At 36.5% G+C, this 26121-nt stretch carries 21 protein-coding genes; 20 read left to right on the plus strand and 1 reads right to left on the minus strand.

Translation table 11 applies throughout. The features are described 5' to 3' along the window. Positions 1–104 precede the first annotated feature (104 nt). The 4 genes from mscL to M2470_RS09930 are packed head-to-tail and all read left to right on the plus strand — an operon-like array spanning position 105 to position 5964. The gene (gene mscL, locus M2470_RS09915; RefSeq protein ID WP_280744967.1) at positions 105–539 is read left to right on the plus strand and encodes a large-conductance mechanosensitive channel protein MscL; all 435 of its coding nucleotides are present in this window, start codon (positions 105–107) and stop codon (positions 537–539) included. Positions 540–594: 55 nt separating this feature from the next. Continuing rightward, on the plus strand, positions 595–1644 hold the full coding sequence (locus M2470_RS09920) for a glycosyltransferase family 9 protein (RefSeq protein ID WP_280744966.1): 1050 nt from the start codon (positions 595–597) through the stop codon (positions 1642–1644). Between the two features lie 20 nt (positions 1645–1664). After that, a complete protein-coding gene (locus M2470_RS09925) occupies positions 1665–3512 on the plus strand; it encodes an ABC transporter ATP-binding protein (protein WP_280744965.1) in 1848 nt (615 codons plus the stop codon). Positions 3513–3537: 25 nt separating this feature from the next. Next, positions 3538–5964: a glycoside hydrolase family 95 protein gene (locus M2470_RS09930; RefSeq protein WP_280744964.1), complete on the plus strand. Its 2427-nt coding sequence runs from the start codon at positions 3538–3540 to the stop codon at positions 5962–5964. A gap of 41 nt (positions 5965–6005) precedes the next feature. On the opposite strand, the gene M2470_RS09935 is transcribed toward M2470_RS09930, so the two are convergent. After that, positions 6006–7145: a hypothetical protein gene (locus M2470_RS09935; protein ID WP_280744963.1), complete on the minus strand. Its 1140-nt coding sequence runs from the start codon at positions 7143–7145 to the stop codon at positions 6006–6008. Positions 7146–7246: 101 nt separating this feature from the next. On the opposite strand from M2470_RS09935, the gene M2470_RS09940 reads away from it, so the two are divergent. The 16 genes from M2470_RS09940 (at position 7247) to M2470_RS10015 (ending at position 26120) form a co-directional block, all read left to right on the plus strand. Further along, entirely contained in the window at positions 7247–7657 is a 411-nt protein-coding gene (locus M2470_RS09940) for a lipocalin-like domain-containing protein (protein ID WP_280744962.1), read from the plus strand. A 6-nt stretch (positions 7658–7663) separates the two neighbouring features. Then, positions 7664–9154, plus strand: coding sequence for a capsule assembly Wzi family protein (locus M2470_RS09945; protein ID WP_280744961.1), 1491 nt, complete (start codon positions 7664–7666; stop codon positions 9152–9154). A gap of 391 nt (positions 9155–9545) precedes the next feature. Further along, positions 9546–11531 (plus strand): nucleoside-diphosphate sugar epimerase/dehydratase, encoded by a 1986-nt coding sequence (locus M2470_RS09950; protein WP_280744960.1) that lies wholly within the window; start codon positions 9546–9548, stop codon positions 11529–11531. A gap of 460 nt (positions 11532–11991) precedes the next feature. After that, a complete protein-coding gene (locus tag M2470_RS09955) occupies positions 11992–12423 on the plus strand; it encodes an HU family DNA-binding protein (RefSeq protein WP_280744959.1) in 432 nt (143 codons plus the stop codon). 59 nt (positions 12424–12482) lie between these two features. Beyond that, positions 12483–13793: a UDP-glucose/GDP-mannose dehydrogenase family protein gene (locus M2470_RS09960; RefSeq protein ID WP_280744958.1), complete on the plus strand. Its 1311-nt coding sequence runs from the start codon at positions 12483–12485 to the stop codon at positions 13791–13793. A gap of 2 nt (positions 13794–13795) precedes the next feature. Beyond that, positions 13796–14851, plus strand: a complete 1056-nt coding sequence (locus M2470_RS09965; RefSeq protein ID WP_280744957.1) for an NAD-dependent epimerase/dehydratase family protein — start codon at positions 13796–13798, stop codon at positions 14849–14851. A 277-nt stretch (positions 14852–15128) separates the two neighbouring features. Continuing rightward, a complete protein-coding gene (locus M2470_RS09970; protein ID WP_280744956.1) occupies positions 15129–16340 on the plus strand; it encodes an oligosaccharide flippase family protein in 1212 nt (403 codons plus the stop codon). Further along, entirely contained in the window at positions 16328–16807 is a 480-nt protein-coding gene (locus tag M2470_RS09975; RefSeq protein ID WP_280744955.1) for a DapH/DapD/GlmU-related protein, read from the plus strand. The genes M2470_RS09970 and M2470_RS09975 overlap by 13 nt, the downstream gene beginning before the upstream one ends. After that, positions 16800–17900 (plus strand): glycosyltransferase family 4 protein, encoded by a 1101-nt coding sequence (locus M2470_RS09980; RefSeq protein WP_280744954.1) that lies wholly within the window; start codon positions 16800–16802, stop codon positions 17898–17900. The genes M2470_RS09975 and M2470_RS09980 overlap by 8 nt, the downstream gene beginning before the upstream one ends. 172 nt (positions 17901–18072) lie before the next feature. Continuing rightward, on the plus strand, positions 18073–19251 hold the full coding sequence (locus tag M2470_RS09985; RefSeq protein ID WP_280744953.1) for an O-antigen polymerase: 1179 nt from the start codon (positions 18073–18075) through the stop codon (positions 19249–19251). 6 nt (positions 19252–19257) lie between these two features. Then, a complete protein-coding gene (locus M2470_RS09990) occupies positions 19258–20400 on the plus strand; it encodes a glycosyltransferase (protein WP_280744952.1) in 1143 nt (380 codons plus the stop codon). Beyond that, positions 20394–21200 carry a glycosyltransferase gene (locus M2470_RS09995; RefSeq protein ID WP_280744951.1) on the plus strand — a complete coding sequence of 269 codons (807 nt, stop codon included), beginning with the start codon at positions 20394–20396 and terminating at the stop codon, positions 21198–21200. Before M2470_RS09990 ends, M2470_RS09995 begins: the two co-directional genes overlap by 7 nt. Continuing rightward, positions 21197–22162 carry a glycosyltransferase family 4 protein gene (locus tag M2470_RS10000; RefSeq protein WP_280744950.1) on the plus strand — a complete coding sequence of 322 codons (966 nt, stop codon included), beginning with the start codon at positions 21197–21199 and terminating at the stop codon, positions 22160–22162. Before M2470_RS09995 ends, M2470_RS10000 begins: the two co-directional genes overlap by 4 nt. Before the next feature lie 57 nt (positions 22163–22219). Continuing rightward, entirely contained in the window at positions 22220–22999 is a 780-nt protein-coding gene (locus M2470_RS10005; RefSeq protein ID WP_280745001.1) for a polysaccharide biosynthesis/export family protein, read from the plus strand. A 7-nt stretch (positions 23000–23006) separates the two neighbouring features. Beyond that, complete coding sequence (locus tag M2470_RS10010; RefSeq protein ID WP_280744949.1) at positions 23007–25385, plus strand: polysaccharide biosynthesis tyrosine autokinase; 2379 nt, start codon at positions 23007–23009, stop codon at positions 25383–25385. 66 nt (positions 25386–25451) lie between these two features. Continuing rightward, the gene (locus M2470_RS10015; protein WP_280744948.1) at positions 25452–26120 is read left to right on the plus strand and encodes a CpsB/CapC family capsule biosynthesis tyrosine phosphatase; all 669 of its coding nucleotides are present in this window, start codon (positions 25452–25454) and stop codon (positions 26118–26120) included. Position 26121: the final 1 nt, after the last annotated feature.

The following is a 26121-nucleotide window of genomic DNA, read 5'->3' on the forward strand; positions in this document are numbered from 1 at the left end:
AAGAGAGCCGTGCGGGCAGGGATGTTAGCACGGCTCGTTTTTTTATGCTGTTTGAAACCAAATTACTACTTTTGTGGTTATTATTTAAAATATACCCAATAATTATGAGTAAGATATTGCAAGAGTTTAAGACGTTTGCCATGAGGGGCAATGTAGTGGATATGGCAGTTGGTATCATTATCGGCGGAGCCTTTGGAAAGATCGTGAGTTCGGTGGTCAGTGACCTGATTATGCCTGTGATAGGGCTGTTTGTTGGTGGTGTGAATTTTACCGACTGGAAACTGGTACTCAAACATGCCGTAACGGAAGGTGGAGAAGCAATTTCTCCGGAAGTGGCTGTTACATACGGAAACTTTATTCAGGTAACCTTTGATTTCCTGATTATTGCCTTTGCTATTTTTCTGATGATAAAAGCCATCAATGCTGTTGAGCGGAAGAAGAAAGAAGAACCGGCTCCTCCGGCTGCACCTCCTGCGGATATACAGTTGCTGACAGAAATACGCGACCTGCTGAAGAAGGATAATAAGCTGGATAGTTGATTATTTGGATTTATCCTCTAAATTTGCATTAAATTAATAAATGCAAATATCTTTTATGAGCTTTAAATCCACTATAAACGAGATACGAAGGCATACTCTTCGCAGATTAACCAGATATATAGGATTTTCTTCAGGGAATTCGTTACTTAGTAAAAGTTCACTAAAGGATGTTAAGAAGATATTAGTAGTCAGGCCTAATGGTCGGTTGGGAAATCAGATTCTTATTACCCCCCTTATACAGGAACTTATCAGTCTGTTTCCGGGATGTGAAATTGATTTGTTTGTAAAAGGAGGCTTGGCTACGATTCTCTTTGAAAATTATGAGAATGTAAACCGCATCATCAAGCTACCCAAGAAGCCTTTCAAGGGATTGATCCGTTATGGCAAGGTATGGCTGTCTTTACGGAAATATCATTACGACTTGGTGTTTAATGTAACTGAAGGGTCTTCATCAGGCAGGCTTGCTACCAATTTTGCCAAATCCCGACTGAAGTTTTTTAATGATGCAAAAGACGAACTTGATACTATATATCCTGATTACAGGCACATGGCGAAGTTTCCCGTCTATAATCTGCGGTATTATTTGTCACCCTCCGGTTTGTCTCAGATGGATCTGCCAATCCCCCCTTTGGATATCAAACTGAGTCCTTCGGAAAAGCTCAACGGCAAGAAAGTGCTGGATAGCTACGTAGATCCGGCGAAGCCTACGATTTGTATTTATACGTTTGCTACCGGAACGAAGTGCTATTCCGAAGTATGGTGGATTGCTATGTATGAGCGTTTGAAGGCAGCTTTTGAACCCGCCTATAATATCTTGGAGGTGTTGCCGGCAGAGAATGTTTCGCAAATAAACTTCCAGGCACCGGCTTATTATAGCAAAGATATCCGCGAGATAGCTTCCGTAATAGCCAATTCGGTTCTGTTTTTTGGAGCAGACAGTGGCATTATGCATTTGGCCAGTTCGTCTCTTACGCCAACTGCCGGACTATTCTCTGTTACGAAAATAGACATTTACCAACCCTACGATAACGGAAGCGTAGCCATTGATACGAATAATACAGACTTTGACGGTATTATCGAAATTATCACTAACTTGCGGCCTTAAATTAATCCGCTACGTTTTACATGAAAGATTTCTTCCGTATATTGAGGCGCTTTGTCCCTCCCTATAAGAAGTTTATGGTATGGAATGTTATATTCAATATTCTATCGGCCATTCTTAACTTATTCTCTTTTGCCTTACTAATTCCTATCTTGAACATCCTGTTTAAGATGGATGAACAGGTTTATACCTTCAGCGAATGGAACGTTCAGCTAACGAATTGGGATTGGTGGAGCAGTCTTCCCGGATTAGCCAAAGACAATTTTTACTGGTATATAACAAACATGATAGATACACATAGCTCTACATTTGCTTTGGTGATGCTGAGCTTATTCCTGATAGGGATGACACTGCTGAAAGTAAGTGCTATGTACCTGTCTTTTTTAACGATGATACCGATCCGTACAGGTGTAGTGAGGGATATTCGAAACCAGATTGTACGTAAGATAGTGCAATTACCACTTGGCTTTTTCTCGGAAGAGCGGAAGGGAGATATTATCGCCCGTGTATCCGGAGATGTGAACGAGATAGAAACGTCGATCATGAGCTCTTTGGATATGTTGTTTAAGAATCCGATCCTGATTGCTATCTATCTGACGGGTATGTTTATTATCAGTTGGAAACTGACTTTCTTTGTCTTTGTTCTTCTTCCTGTAGCCGGATATGTGATGGGGAAAGTGGGGAAAACGTTAAAACGTAAATCCTTGGTAGGGCAGGAGCAATGGGGGTACTTGATGAGCCAGGTAGAAGAAACCCTGAGCGGCTTGCGTATAATCAAGGCTTTTAATGCGGAGCTGAAGATACGGGATCGCTTTGAAAGAAGCAATGAAACTTTTCGTCGTACAACCAATAAGATCTATCGCAGGCAGCAACTGGCACATCCGATGAGTGAGCTCCTTGGAACAATAACAATAGCCGTTGTTCTGTGGTACGGGGGAAGCCTGATTCTGGGTGAAAACAGCCCTATAGATGCTTCTACCTTTATCTATTACCTGGTTATATTCTACAGCATGATTAATCCGGCAAAGGATTTAAGCAAGGCGTCATATTCCATACAAAAGGGCCTGGCCTCTATGGATAGGATAGATAAAATACTGATGGCAGAGAGCAATATTGTAGACCCTGCCGATCCTAAAAAAATAGCCCTGACAAAGCAAATCAGCTACAAGGATGTATGGTTCAAATACCAGAATGACTGGGTGCTGAAAGGTATCAACCTGCAAATTCCTAAAGGTACAACCGTGGCACTCGTAGGTCAATCCGGTTCGGGTAAAAGTACACTTGTGGACTTGCTCCCTCGCTTTTACGATGTAGATAAAGGAAGTGTCAAAATAGATGAAACAGACATACGCGAAGCTACTTTGTGTGATTTACGCGGACTGATGGGGAATGTGAATCAGGAAGCGATCTTGTTTAATGATACCTTCTTCAATAACATAGCCTTTGGTGTGGAAGATGCTACCTTGGAACAAGTACAGGAAGCGGCAAAAATAGCAAATGCGCATGAATTTATATTGGCCTCGGAAGAAGGCTACGATACGAATATAGGTGATAGAGGAAGCAAGCTGTCCGGTGGTCAACGACAACGGATCAGTATTGCACGCGCTATCCTGAAAAATCCTCCGATCCTTATTCTGGACGAGGCTACTTCGGCTTTGGATACAGAGTCGGAACGTTTGGTGCAACAGGCATTGGAAAACCTGATGAAGAACAGAACCACCATTGTTATAGCACACCGCCTGTCTACTATCCGTAATGCAGATGAAATTTGTGTGATGCATGAAGGAGAGATCGTAGAAAGAGGCCGCCATGAAGAGCTATTCTCATTAAATGGATACTATAAGAAGCTCTGTGATATGCAAAGTTTTTAACAAGTATACACCCTTGCCCTGATATATGAAAACAAATTATTTTCTTCTATTATTTCTTTTTTTTGCTGCTTGCAGTATGCCTGATTTGAGACAGGATACATCTTTATCTTATTTTTTCACAAAGCCGGCTGCGATATGGGAAGAGACGTTTCCGCTAGGGAACGGACGTTTAGGTATGATGCCTGACGGAGGTATAGAGAAGGAAACAATCGTGCTGAACGAGATATCCATGTGGTCGGGCAGCAAGCAAGATACAGACAATCCCTATGCAGCAGCTTACTTGCCGCAGATTCGTCGTTTGCTATTTGCCGGACGTAACGATGAGGCGCAGGAGTTAATGTACAAAACCTTTGTCTGCAAAGGAGAAGGCAGTGGTCTTGGTGGTGGAGCAAACGTCCCTTACGGCTGTTTTCAGCTATTGGGAAACTTGGTATTGGAGTATTCATATCCGGGAAATAATGCTCCCGTAACGGCTTATCGCAGAACGTTAAATCTGGAAGAGGCAGTTTCGTCTGTCAGTTATACGAGGGGCGATGTGAATTATACGCGTGAAGCCTTTACCTCTTTTGCCGGAGATGTAGGAGTAATTCGCCTGATGGCGGATGTAGATAAGTCCCTCCATTTTTCAGTAGGCTTGAATCGTCCGGAACGATATGAAGTCAGTGTAAGCGGAAATGATCTGATTATGCACGGGCAGTTGAATAACGGAACAGATGGCAAAGGGCTTCAATATGTGTCTCGTACCCGGATCATACTACCCAAAGGAGGAAAAATAACCAAGAATGATACAATGCTTTTTGTCAGTGAAGCATCAGAAGCCTTGCTGTTGGTAAGTATGGCTACAGATTACTTTCAGTCTGATTATGAAAAACAAACAGAAACGCTACTGGATGCTGCAAAAAATAAGGAGTATGTAGCATTGAAGAAGGAACATACGACTGCTTATCAGAAACTTTTCAAACGGGTACATCTGGATTTGGGGCGTTCGGATAAAGAGACACTTCCTATGGACGAGCGTTTGCATGCCTTCAGGAGAGACAAGAATGATCCCTCACTGGCTACATTATATTTCCAGTTTGGCCGCTATCTCTTGATATCGTCTACTCGTCCGGGTTTGTTACCGCCGAATCTACAGGGACTTTGGGCAAATACCGTTCAAACACCCTGGAACGGAGACTATCACTTGAATATTAATCTGCAAATGAACCTATGGCCTGCTGAAGTAACCAATCTTTCGGAGCTACATCTCCCTTTGGTCGAGTGGATAAAGCAGCAAGTGAGCAGTGGAGAACAAACAGCCAAGGTCTTTTATAATGCACGTGGGTGGGTAACACATATCTTGGGTAATCCCTGGGAGTTTACCGCTCCGGGCGAACATCCTTCCTGGGGGGCAACCAATACCTCTGCTGCCTGGTTGTGCGAGCATCTGTATATACATTACTTATATACCCTGGATAAAGCCTACCTGAAGGATATCTATCCGGTGATGAAAGGTGCTTCTCTTTTCTTTGTAGATATGCTGGTTGAAGATCCCCGGAATGGCTATCTGGTAACTGCTCCTACTACCTCTCCCGAAAATGCGTTTATCTTGAACGATAAACCGGTACATATCACTGCTGGCTCTACAATGGATAACCAGATTGTACGCGAGCTGTTTACCAACACCATAGAGGCTGCAGGAATCTTAGGTATAGACACGGAATTTGCCGAAGAACTGAGCCGGATGCGCTCCCGACTGATGCCGACAACCATCGGAAAAGACGGACGTATCATGGAGTGGCTGGAGTCCTATGAGGAAGAAGACCCTCATCACAGGCATGTGTCACATCTGTACGGTTTGTATCCGGGAGATGAAATATCGATAGAAAAAACACCGGAGCTGGCTGTAGCTGCCCGTAAAACTTTGGAAGTAAGAGGTGATGAAAGTACCGGTTGGTCTATGGCCTGGAAAATGAATTTCTGGGCACGCTTGCACGATGGTGATCATGCCTACAAACTACTCTGTGACTTGCTGGCTCCGGTTGTGGATACGAATGTGAAGTATACAAAAGGTGGCGGTACCTATCCGAACCTGTTCTGCGCACATCCTCCGTTTCAGATAGACGGTAATTTGGGAGCTACTGCCGGTATAGCAGAAATGCTTGTACAAAGCCAGGCTGGGGTTATAGAATTACTGCCGGCGCTTCCTGCTGCTTGGAAAAGCGGCAGCTTTAGCGGTTTAAAAGTGCGGAATGGGGGAGAAGTAGCTGTTCGCTGGCAGGATAGCCGGATGATAGAGGCAGGCCTCCATACTTCAGTTGATGGAATCTTCCACATAAAGTTGCCTGTTTATGCAGAAAATTTGGATTTAAAAATTAATCAAAAGCCCGTTTCTTTGCCTGTAATAAACGGAATTGTATCTGTAAAGATGTTTGCTAATGATGAATTGAAGATGCAGTTTTTCAAGTATTAATCGTAGAAAGACTGCATCTTCCTGATAGTTTTATTCGTCTTTTATTTTACCAAGGTTTTAGACTCTGTCAGTTTTCCGTTTTCATATATTTCTTCTTTGTAGAATCCCAGTGAGTTACCATAATACCATTTGCCGTCTTTTTTGTCATTTACATACTGGCCTTTGGTCTTTTCCTTTTTGTTATCCTCAAACACCTCTCGGTATTCGCCATGCTTTTTGCCGCTTTCATTGTAATTGGAGTATTCAAAGAAGCTGCCATTATTGCTACTTACCCGGCGCATTTGTTTGCCAACCTGTTTTCCGTTGACAAAGTTTTTTTCACTGGTCAGATGTCCTCCTTCATAAGCATATTTCTTTTCGATACCATGCTGTTTGCCCTGATCGTTGAAATTACGCTCCATTTCGATGCTACCATCGGTGTAGTAGATTACTCTACGGATAACAACACCGTTTTTGTATGTTTCAGAGCCCCCTTTGCGTGATCCGTCACTATGGAATGATTCCCACAGTCCGTCTTTTTTGCCGTTGATGTACTTACCTTTCACTTTTACATCTCCGTCTTTGTACGTTTCCAGGTATTCGCCATCGTATTTTCCATCTTTGTAATAAGCAGTCTTGGTATATTCACCGGTTAGTCCTTTGTTTATAATCGAGAAAGATTTACCTACTTGTTTTCCGTCTTTGTAGGTATTGTCATATACTAGCACACCATTGTCATCGTAACGGCGTTCAGGTCCGTCTTCTACGCCCTCTTTCATCCCTTTTTCATAGGTGAGTGTTCCGGCTTGCGAATAGGTAGTAGTGATTCCATTGACCTTTCCATTCTTCATGTTGCTTTTTTCTTTTATACTTGTCCCGTCGGGATAGTATCTGATGATTTCTCCATTCAGGCGGCCATCTTCATAATGTGTAACTTCGGATAATTTATTATCCTTGTAATACTCCCATTTCCCTACGGCAAAGCCTTTGGCAAATTCGGCATCAATATATTCCGTCGTATATCCGGTAATGATGCGCACTTTCCCGTTAATGGGTTTGTCCTCTTCTTTTTCTTTGTTCTCATACTCGGCATACATGCGGCCATCGCCGAGGTTTGTCATCTTTAAGTCATTGATTTTTACTTGTCCTTGAGCTAAAAGTGTAAATGCTAATACTCCTAAGAGCAATACGATTCGTTTCATATAAGTAAATTTAGTTAGTCAAACGGTAGACAAACATACGTAAAATTTTAACAAAAGCTGAATAAATTTCTATCTTTGCAATTATAATTAATGTGTTGCAGATGAAAATAAAGTATTGGGGAATTATATTACTAGCTACTCTGTTGTTTTACTCTTGTTCGGACAATGACCTACCCAAGGTAGATGGGATGTGGCAACTAAAGTCGGTGGAAAGCGCTACCGGTACACAAAAAGTAGATACCATTTATTATAGTTTTACTCATAAAGCTGTGTTTGCCTATACCTTGTTGCGTCAGTCGGCTAAACCGGAAAGTTCATCGGTATTACATGGTTATGTGCTCTTTCCGGATGATAAAACGATGTCTTTAGAAATGGATGCGAAACATGATAATCTCAATTTTGACTTGTATCCCCGAATCGAGAAAACTAGAACGTATGGAATTTTGCATCTGAGCTCGAAGAAAATGACGCTAACACACGATGACGAAACCTATCATTTTGTCAAATTCTAACGAAATATGAAACGACTGATCTTTTTATTCGCCTGTTGTTGGCTGTCTTTCCAGGGATTTGCACAGATAGAAAGTACATATAGGGTGGAAGCCTTCGGTTCTCTGAGTGAAAAGCATACCCCGTTCTGGATAACCAATCAGAAATGGGGCGCAGTGCCCTTGGAAGGTGATAATTTTTACCTGCGCGGCTTTGCCGATTATGTACAAAGGCTGAATGACGACTGGTCGTTTGATGCTGGTGTTGATTTGACAGGATCCAACAATGATAATTATGGACATTTTTGGATCCAACAACTATACGGACGTTTGAATTGGAAACTATGGCGCTTGGATATTGGTATGCGTGAAGATTATACTTCGTTCTTGAATCCATACCTAAGTTCCGGCGATATGATTTTTTCCAATAATGCACGTCCGATACCCCAAGTCAAATTGAGTCTTTCGGACTTCTTGCTGATCCCTTATACCAAAGGAAATATGTACATAAAAGCCGATTTCTCCGTCGGGCGTTATTTAGACGGAGGTTATCAGGAAGACATTGCTCGTCCGAACAATCGATTCTATAACAAGGACGATTTCTCCCATAGTAAATTTCTTTTCCTCCGCTTCGGCAATATAGCAACAAAGCATCGGATACAATTTATCGCAGGATTGATGCACGCAGCTAAATGGGGAGGCGATTTATATACTTATAGTGGGGGGCAGTACACGGTGATAAACCAACCGAAAGGTATAGATGACTTCTTGCGCGTGATGATAGCCAAGGAAGGTTCGTCTTCAGCTACAACATCGGACAATATGTATGTCGCTGGTTCGCAATGGGGCGCCTATTTGGTGAAGTTTGATTATAAATTGAAAAATGATGACCAGATAAGTGCTTACATGCAGCATTTTTTCGATGATGGTTCGGGCATGATTTTTAAGAATTATCGGGATAATTTGTTGGGACTAGAATATAAATCGACTAAGAAGTCCTTCCTGTCAGGTGTTGTTCTAGAGTATTTATATACCAAACAACAAACAGGACCAATACATCTTAATCGCGACATGGATGACGAACATAGAGATGTGGTGAAATGGGCTGTAGGTTGTGATGAATACTATAATAATGGCGGTTATATTTCAGGCCCTTCCCATTACGGAAAATCTTTCGGTAGTTCGTTATTGCTCTCGCCCGAATATAATGGTGACGGGAATGTTAATTTTAAGAGTAACCGTATTATCGCATACCATTTGGGCGCAGAAGGATTTATTGCCTCCGCTTTGCAATATAGACTACTGATGTCTGCCGGTAAGTCCTGGGGAAGATATTCACTACCCTATACATCCGTAAGAAAAGGCATTGCTACCCAATTAGAAATGACGTACACTCCTCCCAAATTGAAAGGTTTTGATTTTAAACTGGCTGTCGGATACGATAATGGCTCTTTTTTCGGTGAAGATACCTTCGGTGGCGCTATCACAATCACAAAAAAAGGACTCCTTTTTTCGAAATAAGTAATAGGTGGTAAGTGGTAAGCAAGTGGTAAGCAAGTGGTATAAAACGTACCACCTACCGTTTACCACTTCGCACATATTTTCCCCGTTCTGCGTGTTCCATTCTGCGTTCTGCGCGCCTCTTAACGAGACGTTTTGATTTAAAAAGAGGAAATAAACAAAAAATAGTATGAATAAATGAATATATTTACTAATTTTGCCCCATAATAAAGAATAGCTTGTTCCCGATGCTTTGTGAAATTCATAAAACGAAGCATGTGTATTCTTTTGTGTATTGGATTAACAGAAGCTTTTGAAAAACAGTCTTCTTCTCTAACAGTTTTTTCAGAATCCGTTACCTTAATCTTGGGGGTGACGAACCTTTGTACACTTATCAGACAGACTCATTTGTATGGGAATTAGGGAATTATTAACTACATTATCTCGCATTAAGTATATCAACAGATGGCTGGTCTTTATCTTAGACCTTGTCTTTTCAACGATAGCCACAGGAGTTGCTTTAGCTTTTACCTATTATATAATAAGCTACGTTGACACTTCCGGATATGCTGTGTCACAATTCTTTGCTTTTTCTGTATTAAGTAGTGTATTAACTTTTTTAGGACTACAGACACATAAAAATGTAATCCGTCATTCAACATTTGTTGAAACCGGGCGGATCGCTATAGCCGCTTTATTAAAAGTGGTTTTTTTGTTTATCCTGATGAAGTTGTTCCTGCCTCAATGGACAACACCTAAGGGGTTTCTATTGCTTTGTGCAATAGACTTTTGGGTGTCATTCTTTATTTTAACGACTTTTCGTGTTGTATTAATCTTAGCCTATAATTTTGTTCGGGATAAGAGCCTTTCCGGTACGGAAAACTTGCTGATATTCGGAACAGAAGATACATCCGTTGATCTGTTAAATTCATCCTTGAAAAATATAAAAGGGAATTACCGTATTGTCGGTTGCATTACAAATGGTAAAAACAGATCACTTCGTATTGGAGGGTATAAGGTGTTTTCAATAAAAGATCAAGAGGCTTTTAACCAACTTGTTGATAGCTTATATGTAAAAGCAGTTCTGTTTCCTGATTATCACTCTGTAAAATATGAAAATGAACGTTTTGTTCGTTATGCGGAAAAGAAGCATGTTCGTATGCTATTAGCTCCGACGATCCGGGAAATGGATGGAGGAAAAGTTAATTACCGGAATCTTCCGGAAGTGCGTATTGAAGATTTATTAAACAGAGAAGAAATCACCATTAATTTAGAAGAGATCGCTGCCTCATTGAAAAATAAAGTAGTATTGGTAACAGGTGCTGCCGGATCAATCGGAAGTGAACTTTGTCATCAGATCTGTTCATTTGGGGTAAAGCAATTAGTATTGTTCGATTCTGCGGAAACTCCTATGCATAATCTTCGCTTGGAACTGGAAGAGAAATTTCCGAAAATGAGTTTTATTCCGCTGATGGGTGATGTCCGTATGCCTGAGCGGGTAGAAAGTGTATTTCGCCGTTTTCATCCTGAAATAGTCTTTCATGCAGCAGCCTACAAACATGTTCCTTTAATGGAGGAAAATCCCTGTGAGGCTGTATTGACCAATGTGCAAGGAACCCGTACTGTAGCGGATTTAGCTGTCACGTACAAGGTTCATAAATTTGTCATGATATCCACAGATAAGGCTGTGAATCCCACCAATGTTATGGGAGCGTCCAAACGCTTAGCTGAGATGTACGTGCAAAGTCTTGGGACAGCTATCAGTAAAGGAGAATATGCAGGAAATACCCGTTTTGTAACCACCCGTTTTGGAAATGTGTTAGGTAGCAATGGTTCTGTGATTCCCCGCTTCCGCGACCAATTAGCCAAAGGGGGGCCTTTAACGGTTACAGATCCGGAAATCATCCGCTACTTCATGACCATCCCTGAAGCCTGTCGCTTGGTGTTAGAAGCCTCCTTTATGGGTAATGGCAACGAAATCTTCATCTTCGACATGGGTACCCCCGTGAAAATAGCTGATTTGGCTAAACGCATGATTGAGTTAGCAGGTCTGGAAGTAGGGAACGATATCAAAATAGAATACACAGGTCTACGCCCTGGAGAAAAGCTCTATGAAGAACTTCTCAACGATAAGGAAAGCACCATTCCTACCTCAAACAAAAAAATATTCAAAGCAAACATACGCGAATATACCTATTCAGATATTGTAGAGCTGATAGACGAATTAAGTATTATAGCTTCCACCGTCAATAAAAAAGAGACGGTACGACTCATGAAAAACTTAGTCCCTGAATTTGTCAGCCAGAATTCAGAGTACGAGATGTTAGATAAGGAAACACTCCTGAAGAACGATATACAGGAAGCTCTCGAAATTTCCCCTCTTGAGAGGGGGGGGTAGGGGGGGATAGAAAATATGTAAAAAAAACTATGCATACTTTTTTCAGAAAGTATTAATACTTTTCCCGAAAACTATGTATACTTTCTAAAAAAGCGATGTTATTATCCTATCAAAGGATTTAAAAAGTAATTATATGTTAACGGGGAAGTTTAGGAGAGCTGTTTCTTCGACAAATGTTAATAATTAATTTCTTTTGAATTCTTTAATGTGTTCTTAATTAGTGCTATTACGTATATTTTCGTTCCATTAGGTATAATTCGCCAAATATGTAGGATTTTACCTTGTTCTTAAGAATTTGATTTTATTAATTTGCTAATATATAAAGCAATAGATAATGGGAGATGCTTTTTTACATGACAAATAGTATACATGTTACGCGGATTTTAATATTTGTGGCAGATCTACCTTTGCATCGTGATCACAAAACAAAATTTAGTAGTAACAATTAAAATTAGAAATTATGTCAGTAAAATTTAGATTAGTAGATCGTAAAAACTTAGGTAAGGATGCCAAAGAGGCTCCACGTAAGTTGTATGCATACGCTGTAAATAACGGTTTTGTAACATTTGAAGAGTTGTGTAGTGATATAGCAGAAAACTGTACGCTTACCTCTGCAGATGTAAAAGCCGTATTAGACCGTATGAACCAGCAATTGGATAAAAACCTGCGTGCAGGTCGTATCGTCCAGTTCGGTGAATTCGGAAACTTCCGGATGGCTGTCGGATCAACAGGAGCAGTGGAAGAAAAAGACTTTTCCACCTCACAGATCAAAACTCCCAAGATCGTATTTACCCCAGGTAAACGCCTACGAACAGCACGTGTATTAACTACTTTTGAGAAAATCAACCCAACAGTGGTAGAAGCAGAGTGCGATAGAACGCATCTTGATTGATAATTAAAAAAGCTCTCGAAATATTCGGGGGCTTTGCTATATATAAAACAAATTGTTGAATGAATATTGCTATTATTGGTACAGGCTACGTTGGTTTAGTGACTGGGACCTGTTTTTCAGAAGTTGGAATAAATGTCACATGTATAGATGTTGATCAAAATAAGATAAATAAATTAGAAAAAGGAATTATCCCTATTTACGAACCAGGCTTGGAGGAAATGGTTATTCGTAATCATAAAGCTGGTCGTCTACAATTTACTACTGATTTAATTTCTTGCTTGGATGAGGTAGAAGTTATATTTTCTGCTGTAGGTACTCCTTCTGACGAAGATGGTAGTGCAGATCTTCGTTATGTATTGGAAGTCGCTTCTACAATTGGCAAGAATATCAATAAATATGTATTAGTGGTTACCAAAAGTACAGTACCGGTAGGAACTGCTCAAAAGGTTAAAACCTGTATTCAGAAAGAATTAGACAAACGTGGAATAGATATTCCCTTTGATGTGGCTTCAAATCCTGAATTCTTAAAAGAAGGGTCGGCTGTAAATGATTTTATGAGTCCTGACAGGGTAGTTGTTGGCATAGAGCATGATCGTGCGAAAGAATTAATGGATCGGTTATATAAACCGTTTACCATTAATAATTATCGAATGATTTATACTGATATACCTTCAGCCGAAATGATTAAATATGCAGCCAATGCTATGTTAGCAACTCGAATTTCTTTTATGAATGATATAGCCAACCTTTGTCAATTAGTAGGAGCAGATGTGAATATGGTTCGTCGAGGTATTGGTTCCGACTCTCGTATAGGTAGTAAATTCCTTTATCCTGGTTGTGGCTATGGCGGAAGTTGCTTTCCCAAAGATGTGAAAGCATTAATAAAAACGGCAAAGCAAAATGGTTATGATATGCAGGTACTGGAAGCTGTAGAAAGAGTAAATGAAAAACAGAAAACCATTTTGTTTGAAAAATTAAAGAAGCATTGCGAAGAAGATTGTGTAAAAGGAAAAACAATTGCTATCTGGGGATTAGCATTTAAACCTGATACGGATGATATGCGAGAAGCTCCCGCTTTAGTCATAATTGATTTATTATTAAAAGCTGGATGTAACGTAAAAGTGTATGATCCAATCGCTATGAACGAATGTAAACGTCGGGTAGGAGATAAAGTGGTTTATGCCAAAGATATGTACGAAGCCGCCTTAGAAGCAGATGCTCTATTGCTTTTAACTGAATGGAAAGAATTTCGTATGCCTTCATGGAAGGTGTTGAAAAAAACAATGAATAATTCGGTGATTATTGACGGGCGGAATATTTTTGATAAAGATGAAATGGCGGGAAATGGCTTCACTTATTATTGTATTTAAGAATGAGTAAAAAGAAAATTCTTATTACAGGCACAGCTGGATTTATAGGCTTTCATTTAGCTGAACGTATGTTAAATGAAAATTGGGAAGTAGTCGGGTATGACAACATCAACAATTATTATGATGTCAAACTAAAATATGCTCGGCTACGAGAAGCTGGAATAGACAGAGACGCTATTGAATATGGTAAATTAGTTCAAAGTTCTATTTACCCTAACTATCGTTTTATTAAAGCCAATTTAGAAGATTGTTCTTTGATGGAAAATTTATTTCAAAAAGAGCAATTTGATGTAGTTTGTAATCTGGCTGCCCAAGCTGGGGTGCGTTATTCTATTGAAAATCCGCGTGTTTATGTACAAAGTAATTTGGTGGGTTTTGTCAATATTTTGGAATGTTGCCGTCATAATCAAATCAAGCATTTAGTTTATGCTAGTTCAAGTAGTGTATATGGGAATAGTGATAAAGTGCCTTTTTCAGAAGATGATCGAGTAGATTATCCGGTTAGTCTATATGCCGCCACTAAAAAAGCGAATGAACTGATGGCGCATACTTATAGTCATTTATATCAATTATCTACAACAGGTTTACGTTTCTTTACTGTCTATGGTCCTTGGGGGCGACCAGATATGGCTCCAATGTTGTTTGCCAAAGCTATTGCAGAAGGTAAACCCATCAAAGTGTTTAACAATGGAGATATGATGCGGGATTTTACATATATTACTGATATTATAGAAGGAATTGTACGGGTGATTGAGGCGATTCCTGGAAAGGGAGGGGAGCATCCTTATTATCAGATTTTTAATATTGGTTGTTCGAATCCAGTGAGGTTGATGGATTTTATAGTGATGATGGAAAAGGCTATGAGAAAGAAAGCAGTGCTAGAGATGTGTCCGATGCAGAAAGGAGACGTGAAGAGAACCTTTGCGGATAGCAATAATATATATACCAAGATGAATTATTTACCATCTTTTTCATTGAAGAATGGAATCGAAGAATTCACCAATTGGTACATTACATATGAAGACAATGTTAAAAGAACATTCGGAAATTTTAATTGATATACAGCAAAGATTGCTTAGGAGTCTTTTTTACTGTGATTTGATATTAATGATTTTCATCTTATGTTTTGTTTGTAAAGTGAGATAAATAATCAATAAGGTGTAGTTTTTTCTTTTTGTAAGAATTTATACAACATGTAGATCTGCTGGAATTATCCATTAGTTCTATAGAGTTCTATTTAGATTATTCCTTATAAATAGCCTTAGGGATATATCGAAAATATATTATTTTATGTGGAGGAGGCTACTAAATTTAGTTTGTCAGAATAGTATATTAATGGAAAATCTTTCATATTTAACTATACTTCGTGTGGTAAATATGATAATTCCATTATTAACTTATCCTTATTTAATAAGAATCCTTTCTCCAAATTTGTATGGGGAGATTGTTTTTGCTCAATCTATTATAGCATATTTTTCTTTGGTGATAGAATTTGGATTTAATATTTCTGCAACAAAAGATATATCTCAAAATCTAGAAAATAAAGATAAAGTAACTCAGATTGTGTTGTCTGTTTTATTTATAAAATTCTTTTTGTGGTTTTTTTGTTTTATTGTTCTATATATATGCGTGTGTGTATTTCCTGAAATAAGCAAAAATAAAACCTTGTATTTTTTGACGTTTTTAGCCACTTTTAATGAGCTCCTTTTTCCACAATTTTTTTTTCAAGGCGTTGAAAAAATGAAAATTATTACAATGATAACATTGTCTACACGGATGTTTTTTTTAACTTTAGTTTTTTTATTAATCAAAAATCCAACAGACTATCTATTGCTCCCTACATTGAATGGGGGGGGGGCTTTGATCAGTGGAATTGTGGGTTTTTGTATAATGTTACGATCTTTAAAAAAACCGATAATGTTACCGACTTTTTCTCAAATTAGAAAAAGCTTTTGCGATAGTATTGTTATTTTTTCTTCTAAAGTTTCATATTATTTACGAGACAAATCTTTAGTTGTCTTTATAGGTGTTTTCCTTAATAAACAGTTTGTGGCATATTATGATTTAGCAAACAAATTAATAAATATATATGTGACACTTTTTCAAATACTCCCTACTGCGGTATTACCTAGATTAGCAAAAGGAGAGAAGAGTAATTTGTCGAAAAAAATATTTAAACTTTCGGCTTTTGCTGGAATTATTTATGCGTTTTTCTTGTTTGCATTATCTAAATATTTAATATACTTTTTAGGTGGGTTGTCTATGTCTCCGGCTATATCAATGTTGCGTTTTTTATGTATATTAGCTGTTTGTTTTCCATTGAATACTTTGTTGAATTATTATATGGTAATAAATAACAAAAAAAATAAAATGTTAAGCTCTACAGTTTTAAGCTTGTTTTTGTTTTTGATTCTTCTAAACTTTTATTTTTTTTATAAAAATATATATGTAGTAATATTTGTTCATGTTCTATCTGTTGTGTTTGAATTTTTATATAAATTGTATTTATTTAGCAAGGATAAGAAATTGTTAGAATGGATAAGGTAAAGCTGAGACATAAGGAACTGTGGGGTAGAATACGTCTTTTGGATTTATACTATTTTTACAAAAAAATATTTTTTGTAAAGCCAAGTCAATACTTGTTTTCGTTTATCTATTATTTGTCATTCAAACCCATTCGATGTTGTGATATTAGTTGCGGTATTCGATACTTGGGAGAAAATCGAACAGTACTACCACATCCTGTTGGAATAGTAATTGGTAAAAATGTCATATTAGCCAAAAATGTTAGAATATATCAAAATGTAACTATTGGAGCGAAATCTATAAATGATTTGAGGTATCCTGTAATTGGTGAAAATGTAATAATTTCCGCAAATGCAATTGTTATTGGAAATATAAAAATAGGGGATAATTCTATAATAGGTGCGGGTGCAGTAGTGCTAAAAGATGTCCCAAGTGATTCTATTGTTGTTGGTAATCCTGCAAGGATTATAAGAAAAGGCTATGAGTAAAAAGAAAATTATATTTCTGATTTCTTCTTTGGGAACTGGAGGTGCAGAGAGACAAATGGTAATACTTTTAGAATTACTTTTTAAGTATAATATTACTCCTAAAGTTCTTACATATTATGGGACGGAAAAGGATTATTCTGTTGATTTTGAAATAGAAAAACAGTCTATTAATAATGCGTCATTTTTTCTGAGATATATGAATGTGTTTAGGGTTTTATCGAAAGAAAAACCAGAAATAGTATTATCATATACTTGGCTGCCTAATTTGTTATCTATATTTTATTCTTTTTTCAATAGAAATGTGAAGGTAATTATATCAGAAAGAAATACAACTTTAAAAAAGACATTACTTAAAAAACTGTTGTTTTTTTTTTATAGATTTTCTGATGTTATAATCGTGAACTCTTATAGTCAAACACGTTATTTTGAGGAAAATAATTTAGAGCTGTTACCTAAAATACGAACAATAACGAATTATATAGATATATCTAAATATAAATTTGTGATTAAAGAAAAAAAACAAATAATAAAAATTGCTATCTTTGCAAGATATCACCCTCAAAAGAATATATTAAATTTTATAGAAGCTGTTGATTTAGTTAATAAAAAAGGGTATTCTTCTTTAGTCGAATTTCATTGGTATGGTGAGTTTTTTATTTTAAAGTCAGGAAAATATTCGAAAAATTCATTGTATTATTTGCAGTGTAATAAGAAGCGAGAATTATTGAACCTTAAAAATCTATTTTTTCATAATTTTGAAACTAATGTGCAGGAACGAATATTATGTATGGATGCTATTTGTTTGCCTTCTTTTTATGAGGGATTTTCTAATATCCTTTCAGAATCAATATGCTCTTGTAAGCCTATTCTAGCAAGTGATGTTTGTGATAATCCATTATTTGTTAAAAATAATTATAATGGATTTCTTTTTGATCCTACTTCTGTTGATGATATGGCTAGTGCCATTGAGAATTTTATATGTATTAGTGATGCGGATTATCAATTATATCAGCGTAATAGTCGCGCATTAGCGGAGTTGTTATTTTCAGAAAAGAATTTTATTGAATCCTATTTGGATGTTTTAAATAATTAGTTGAGTAATGTGCTTAATTGTTGGTTTTCTTTTTATAATAATATTGGTCAGTATTTTTTTCTTTTTTTACAATAAAACGAATAATATATTTAATCCGATTTCTTATCTAGTATTGTTGTTTCTGATAAGAAATTTTTTCTATCTTGTAAAGATAAGCAATGATCCGACATTAATGAATGATTCTTTACCTATATCTATTGATGATCCTGAATTTTTACTGCTAAAATATTTTGTGTTTCAAATATTGTTTTTTCTTGTTTTATCTTTATCCTATAATTTCTTTACGAATAATTTTTTTTATGCGAACTATAAATCAAATTTCTCTACGTTGGTTGTTTCAGTGGGGGTAATAAAGAAATTCTTATACATGTCTTTTCTTTTTTCTTTCGTTTCTTTTTTGATCTATTTTTTTAGCGTTGGTTCTTTGAATGGGATAATAATGAATTTTGCGGATAGGTCTGAAATTATGAATAAAAATATTTTTATTCAATTTTCGATACGATTAGCTCCGTTTGTTTTATACGCATCTTTATTTTTATATATTGCTAAAAAAATGGCATTGCGAACTTTTTTCTTTTATTTATTATATGTTTTAATTTCACTATTAGGTTTTGGATCAAGAACCTTGGCTTTTACTCCTCTTTTAGGGGGGATTATAATGTGGTGCTTATGTACTAATAATATGAAAATTGGATCTTTGAAAAAATTCTTTTTGCCAGCTATTTGTTTTTTGCCTTTTTTCTTAATAATATCTGATTTAAGAAAGCCAGATCGCGTTGATTTATTTTTGTCTAATTCTGGAGAATATATTAATACTTTATTAGAGGAGGAATTTAATACATCTTCTTTTGTGGATAAACAGCTTAGTGGGGTTAATATATCTTTATTTATTCTGACTCATTATGATAAAAATAATCAATGGTACGGTAAAGGTGTTGTTGATTTATTATTTGCTCCTATTCCAAGAAGTATATATGAAGAAAAATCCCCTGTTGATGAAGGACGATATATAACAGCTGCGGCGCAAGGGATGGATTTTAAACCTCCAACATCTCTGACTAAATTGCCAAAGTATGGTTGGCCTCCAGGCTCTTTCGGATTAGGTTATATAAATGCAGGTATTGTAGGTATTCTTTTGTTTGCTTTTATGCGTGGATTTATTCTTTCATGTATTTGTAATAGATGTCTGCAAAATATAAGAAAAGATTCTTTTTATTATATTGTAGTGTATTTTTTAACGATTCATTTTTTTGATTTAACTAATTTGAATTCATTTAATTATTTGACACATATAATGACTTTTTTTATTTTTTACCGGATGTCGAAATTTCTGAATCTTAACAAGAAATGAACAGCAATGATTAAAGTACTTTTAAATGCGACATCTATTGATGATGGAGGAGGAGTTCAGATTACTCTTAATTTTTTTCGTAATACGATAGATGAAGCTAATGGATTTATATGGTATTATGTTATATCTGAAAAAATTTTGACATTTATGGTGAAAAATTCAATCTATTTGCCAAAAGATAAGTTGTTAGTTGTGAAAAAAAGGCCTTCAAGTATAAAATATGGAAAATCTATAAAAAAAACTATTCTGGAATTTGAATTGAAAAATGAAATAAATTTAGTATATTCTTTAGGTGCTCCTTCTTATATACCGTTTAGGTCACGAGAAATTCAGCGATTGACAAATCCTTATATTATAAAACCTAATAAATATGCATATAAAACTTTTCCATTTTGGTTAAGATTGCAGCGTTATGTTAAAACTTATTTACAGAGAATTGCAGTAGAAGATTGTGAATATTTTATAACGCAAACACCATTAGCTAGATCGCAAATAATTAAAAGATTTAACATCTCGCCAGATAATGTTTATGTTATTTCGAATGCATTGGCTGATTGTTTTTTGAATGTCAATAATACTTCAAGAAAATTGGATGATAATATAATATTTTGTTTAGCTGCTCCTAATTTCCATAAAAACATCGTAAAAATTCCGTTTGTTGCATATTTGCTAAGGAAGAAAATGCATGAAGAAAATTTTAAATTTATTATTACTATTGAAAAAGAACATCCTATTTATAAAGAAGTTCTAATTCAGTCAGAAGCTTTTGGAGTTAGTGATTTAGTAGAAAATGTAGGGAAATTGACTCAGAATGAATGTGTTGATGTTTATTTACAATCTAAGATTGTTTTTTTGCCGACATATTTAGAGGTTTTTTCAGCAACGTTAATAGAGTCCATGAAAATGGGTGTACCTATTGTTGCTACAAATTTTGATTTTAATACAGTAGTTGCAAAAGATGCTGCTTTTTATTTTGAACCAAATGATTGGGAAAGTGCTGCGGATGCATTATTTGTAATGCTATCAGATGAAAGGAAAAGGAGGCAATATATAGAAAAGGGACGTCAAATTGTTGGAAATATTCCAACAACTACTGATGTTTATTATTCAATATGTGAAATAATACGAAAAATTAATCTAAAATGGTAACTGCGTCTTTAGTTTTATATTATACATCAAAAGAGGATCTTGAGAAAATTCTTACATCAGTTAATGAAAGTATGATTGAGAAGTTGTATGTTATAGACCATTCTTTAGATGAAAAAATAGCTAAGTTTATTAAAGAAAAATCAAATAAAGCAATATATTATCATGAGATTAATAGAGGATATGGTGCTGGCCATAATGTCGCACTTCGTTTAGCAAAGGAAAATGATAACCCATGTTATCATGTCGTTTTGAACCCTGATGTGTATTTTGCTCCTGAAACTATTTTGCAGTTAAAAATGTTTATGGATGAGAATTATGATGTTGGACTAGTTTCTCCCAAGGTTTTTTATCCAGATGGAAGTTTACAGATGCTGTGTAAATTATTGCCATATCCTTCAGATATTTTCTATCGACAATTTCTACCATCGAGGATAAAAAAAAAGATTGAATCAAAATTTGTTTTGACTAAAAGTGGATATAATAAAATAATGAATGTACCTTATTTATCCGGTTGTTTCATGTTTTTTAGAATGAGTTCTATTTGTAAAGTAGGATTATTTGATGAACGTTTTTTTTTGCATTTTGAAGATGTAGATATTTCAAGGCGCATTCATGAAAAATATAAAACGATTTTTTATCCAGATGCGTTTATTATTCATGCTCATGCTGCTGAACATAAAAAAAAACTTAAGATGCTAATGGTTGGTTTTAAGAGTGCTGTTAAATATTTTAATAAATGGGGCTGGCTTTTTGATACAAAAAGAAGAAAGATAAATCAAAAAGTTTTGAAAAGTTTATGAATGCGATATTTGCAATTCAATATTTTTTAATTGTACTATTTTTATTTTTTATATTACTTCTCTATTTTAAAATAGCGGAACATTGTAATATTATAGATAGGCCAAACGAACGAAGTTCGCATATGTATATCACTTTAAGAGGTGGTGGGGTTATTTTTTTTATAGGTGTTGGACTCTACTATTGTATTAACGGTTTTAAATATCCATGCTTTATGCTGGGGTTAACGTTAATAAGTGCTATCAGTTTTATAGATGATATTAAACCTGTTTCATTGAAAATTCGCTTAGTCTGTCATTTCTGTGCTATGTTATTCATGTTTTATCAGTGGGATTTATGGATATATCCATGGTGGTGTATATTGATAGTATTAGTTATTTGTACTGGAATTATAAATGTATACAACTTTATGGATGGTATCAATGGAATTACAGGTGGATATTCTATGATGGTTCTTCTTTTTCTAATTTATATAAACAAACAGCTGGCATTTATTGATCCTAACTTTATTTATATTGTATTATTGTCTGTGTTAGTATTTAACTTTTTTAATTTCCGTGTGAAAGCAAAATGTTTTGCTGGAGATATCGGATCTATTAGCATGGCTTTTATACTAGTGTTTATGATTGGTCAGCTTATTCTGCAAACAAAAGATATCAGTTATATTATTCTATTAGCTGTATATGGTGTAGATTCTATCTTAACGATAACCCATCGACTTATTCGTAAAGAGAACATTGGATTGCCACATCGAAAGCACTTATATCAGATTATGTCGAATGAGTTGAAAATACCTCATATAATTACTTCATTGTTTTACATGGGGCTACAATCTTTGATTATGCTAGGCTTTTTCTTATGTTTCGAGCATCGATGTATTTATTCAATAATAGTTCTTATCTCTCTTTGTGTGGGTTACTATATGTTTATGAAGAAATACTTTTATTTACATACCGCAAATTAGTAATTATTTTCTAATTTTGCACTTTCATAAAATTTAAAGATAACAGACGTGAAAAAGATCTTAGGCCTATTTGCTTTATTTTGCATTTTATTATGCACAGGATGTGCATCAGAAAAAGAAGTGGTATATCTTCAGGATGTGATTCCGCTAAAGCAACAAGTGATAGAGCAGAATTATGATGTAATTATTCATGAGGATGACTTATTGGCAATTATGGTAAACAGTAAAGACCCGGAATTGGCTTTGCCATTTAATATGCCGGTCGTTACGTATCAATTAGGTTATCAGACTAGTGCGCAACAACGTATATTAGGATATTTGGTGGATAAGGAAGGGTATATTGATTTTCCGATCTTAGGTAAACTAAAGGTGTCAGGAATGTCGCGTTTAGCTGCTACCAATATGATCAAAGACCGTTTAATGAAAGACGATTTGATCAAAGATCCGATTGTAACGATTCAGTTTTTGAATTTTAAAATATCAGTGATGGGAGAAGTGAACCGTCCGGGAACCTTTACTATTTCTGGAGATCGGGTAACTCTTCTAGAGGCATTAAGTATGGCAGGTGATTTAACGATTTACGGGAAACGTAACCGGGTGGCTGTGATCCGTGAATTTGATGGTAAACGAACCATCTTATTCCATGACCTACGTTCGGCAGATATTTTCCTTTCTCCTTGCTACTATCTGCAACAAAATGACATCGTCTATGTAGAGCCTAATAAAGCCCGTGCGGGTCAAAGTTCTATTAACCAAAATACATCAGTAAGTGTATGGCTTTCAGCTATCTCTATTTTAGCCTCTGTTGCAGCACTTATCGTAAATATAAATAAGTAAAAAATAAATGGATTCTACGCAAAATAACTTCAATTTGGTTGAGGAAGAGGAGAATGAATTTTCATTGAGTGATATTATACAGGTTGTGCGGATTCATTGGATTTGGTTTGCCGGATCTGTTGTCGTCTGTTTGTTTTTAGCCTTTTTGTATTTGCAATCGGCTCCTAAGATTTATACACGTACCGCTACAGTATTGATAAAGGATGATGCTAAAGGAGGCGGTGGCGCCAGTGAATCTGCAGCCTTTGCTGAGTTAGATGTTTTTAATATCACGCGGAATGTAGAGAATGAAATATTGGTTTTTCGTTCCAGAGAGTTGATGAAGAATGTAGTCAATAGGCTTCATTTGGATATTAGTTATACCCAAAAGAAAGGGTTACGAACGAATGAGTTGTATTCACGTTCTCCTATTACAGTACAGTTTATAGGAGTAGAAGAACGTCAGGCTTTTTCATTCAGAGTGGATTTGTCGCCTGATAAAAAAGAAGTACGTATTTATGACTACTCGGATGATATGGATGAGGGGGGGAAAGATATAGACTTAGATATAACAATAGCCTTAAATGATACGATAGAAACGGCATTTGGAAAGATTTTAATAACTCCTACTTTCTATTACACGGAGGATTTTTATAATGCTACTATAACTGTTGCCAAGCGGGATATAAAAAGGGTTATTTTAGATTATTCGGAGAAGTTGGGAGTATCATTAGCTAATAAACAAGCTACAATTATTAATCTGAGTATAAAAGATGAATCGATACCTCGTGCGGAAGATATTTTAAATACGCTTATTGCTATCTATAATGAGGATGCAATTAATGATAAGAATCAGATTATGGTGAATACATCTGAGTTTATCAATGAGCGTCTGATTATTATCGAAAAAGAATTAGGGAATGTAGATACGGATATTGAGGTGTATAAGCGTTCACAGCGTCTGACGGATATTCGATCGGAGACTGGTATGTATCTGACGGAAAGCAGCCAGTATAGTAAGGAGGACTTGGATTTGCAGAATCAGAAGACTTTGGTGGGGTATATTCGAGATTATTTATCCGATCCGGCTCGCAGTGCCAGTTTAATCCCTGCAAATACGGGGGTTACAGATGCTAACTTGGAAACTCAGATTTCTGAATATAATAATACATTGTTGAAACGGGACCGTTTGATCAGTAACAGTAGTGACCGGAATCCGGTGGTGATGAATCTGAATAATTCGTTGAGTGCTATGCGGCAGAGTATACTGAGAGCAGTTGATAACTTGATTGTTGGTCTGGATATAAAAATACGCAATGTGCGGGCACGTGAGCAACAAACAGTTCAACGAATCTCGGCAGTGCCTACTCAGCAGAAAGAAGTGTTGACGATTGAGCGTCAGCAAAAGATTAAAGAAGAGCTTTATTTGTATTTGTTGAATAAGCGGGAAGAGAATGCTTTATCTCAGTCCATGACGGAAAAAACGGCTCGTGTTATTGATCCGGCTAATGGAGAAGACGACCCTGTTGCTCCAAAAACGTCTATCATCTTATTAGCAGCTTTGATTCTAGGAGTAGTTATCCCTGGAGGAGGGCTTTGGTTGCAGCAAGCTTTAAATACGAAAGTGCGTAACCGAAGAGATATTGAAGGGGTGCTTTCTATCCCATTCTTGGGTGATATCCCGGAACGTGATAAGAAAGACCAGAATGAAATAGTAGTGAAAGAAAGCGGGAGGGACTCTGTTTCCGAATCATTCCGTATTATTCGGACAAATATGGATTTTATGCAGGTGAAGGCGGAAACCCTGCAAGTGGTAATGTTTACCTCTTTCAATCCGGGATCAGGAAAGACTTTTGTGTCTTCCAATCTGGCGATGAGTATTGTTCAGACAGGAAAGAATGTGTTGCTGCTGGATTTGGATATCCGTAAAGGGACGTTGAGCTCACGTATGGGTGGAGATAAGAATGCTACAGGCGTAACTAATTATCTATCCGGAAAGGTGACACTGCTTGAGAAGATTGTCAATCATACGGATTTGGAAGGTTTGGATATTATTTATGCGGGACCTGTACCTCCTAATCCGGCTGAGTTGCTTTTGAGTGAACGTCTGGATGAGATGCTGGCTGAGTTGAGAAAACAGTACCATTATATTATTGTGGATAATGTGCCGGCAACAGTGGTGGCTGATGCTGCTATAGTAAACCGTGTTGCCGACCTAACTATCTATGTGGTGCGGGCAGGTAATATGGATAAACGTCAGTTGCCTGAATTGGAGCGACTGTATCAGCAAAAGAAATTTAAGAATATGTCTGTTGTACTGAATGCTGTCGATTATAAATATTCGGGCTATGGCTATGGAGGCTATGGTTATGGATACGGGCATACGTACGGATACGGAAATGATTAAAAAATATATATGTTCTTTTTTAGACAATCCAAAACAAACATATTAAAGACAAAATTACTGCAGGGTATGACAGATGTGCATACGCATTTGCTTCCTGCTGTAGATGATGGAGTGCAGTCGCTTGACGACTCACTCCGTTCTCTTTTATACCTGCAGGAATTGGGTGTAAGGCGTATTTATTGTACGCCTCATATTATGGCTGATATGAAGGAAAATACACCTGTTCTTTTGCAAGAAAAGTTTAAAGAATACCAGCAACATATACCTGTAGGCTTGGAGATGCGTCTGGCTGGAGAGTATATGCTGGATGCTAAATTTCCTACACTTCTGCCTGATGGCCTTCTGACCATGGCTAATAAGCATGTGTTGATAGAGACTTCTTATCTTTCACCGCCTCCTGATTTGCTGGATATGATTTATCAGGTTACCTTAGAAGGCTATATCCCTATTATTGCACATCCGGAGCGGTATGTATATATGGATGAACGTTTCTATCAGAAATTGAAAGATAAGGATTACAAACTGCAATTAAACCTGTTTTCCCTTTCCGGTTTTTATGGAAAGCGAGCTGAGCATTATTCTAATTATTTATTGGAAAAAGGCTTTTACGACTTTACTGGCTCAGACTTTCATGACTTGACAAGATATCAGAACGCCTTAGAGCATCTTTCTCTAAAGAAAAAACAGATTGCAGAATTGGAACGTATTATACGCAATAATGACATACTGTGGTGAA

The organism is Parabacteroides sp. PH5-46 (assembly GCF_029892785.1).
Lineage (GTDB): Bacteria > Bacteroidota > Bacteroidia > Bacteroidales > Tannerellaceae > DFXE01.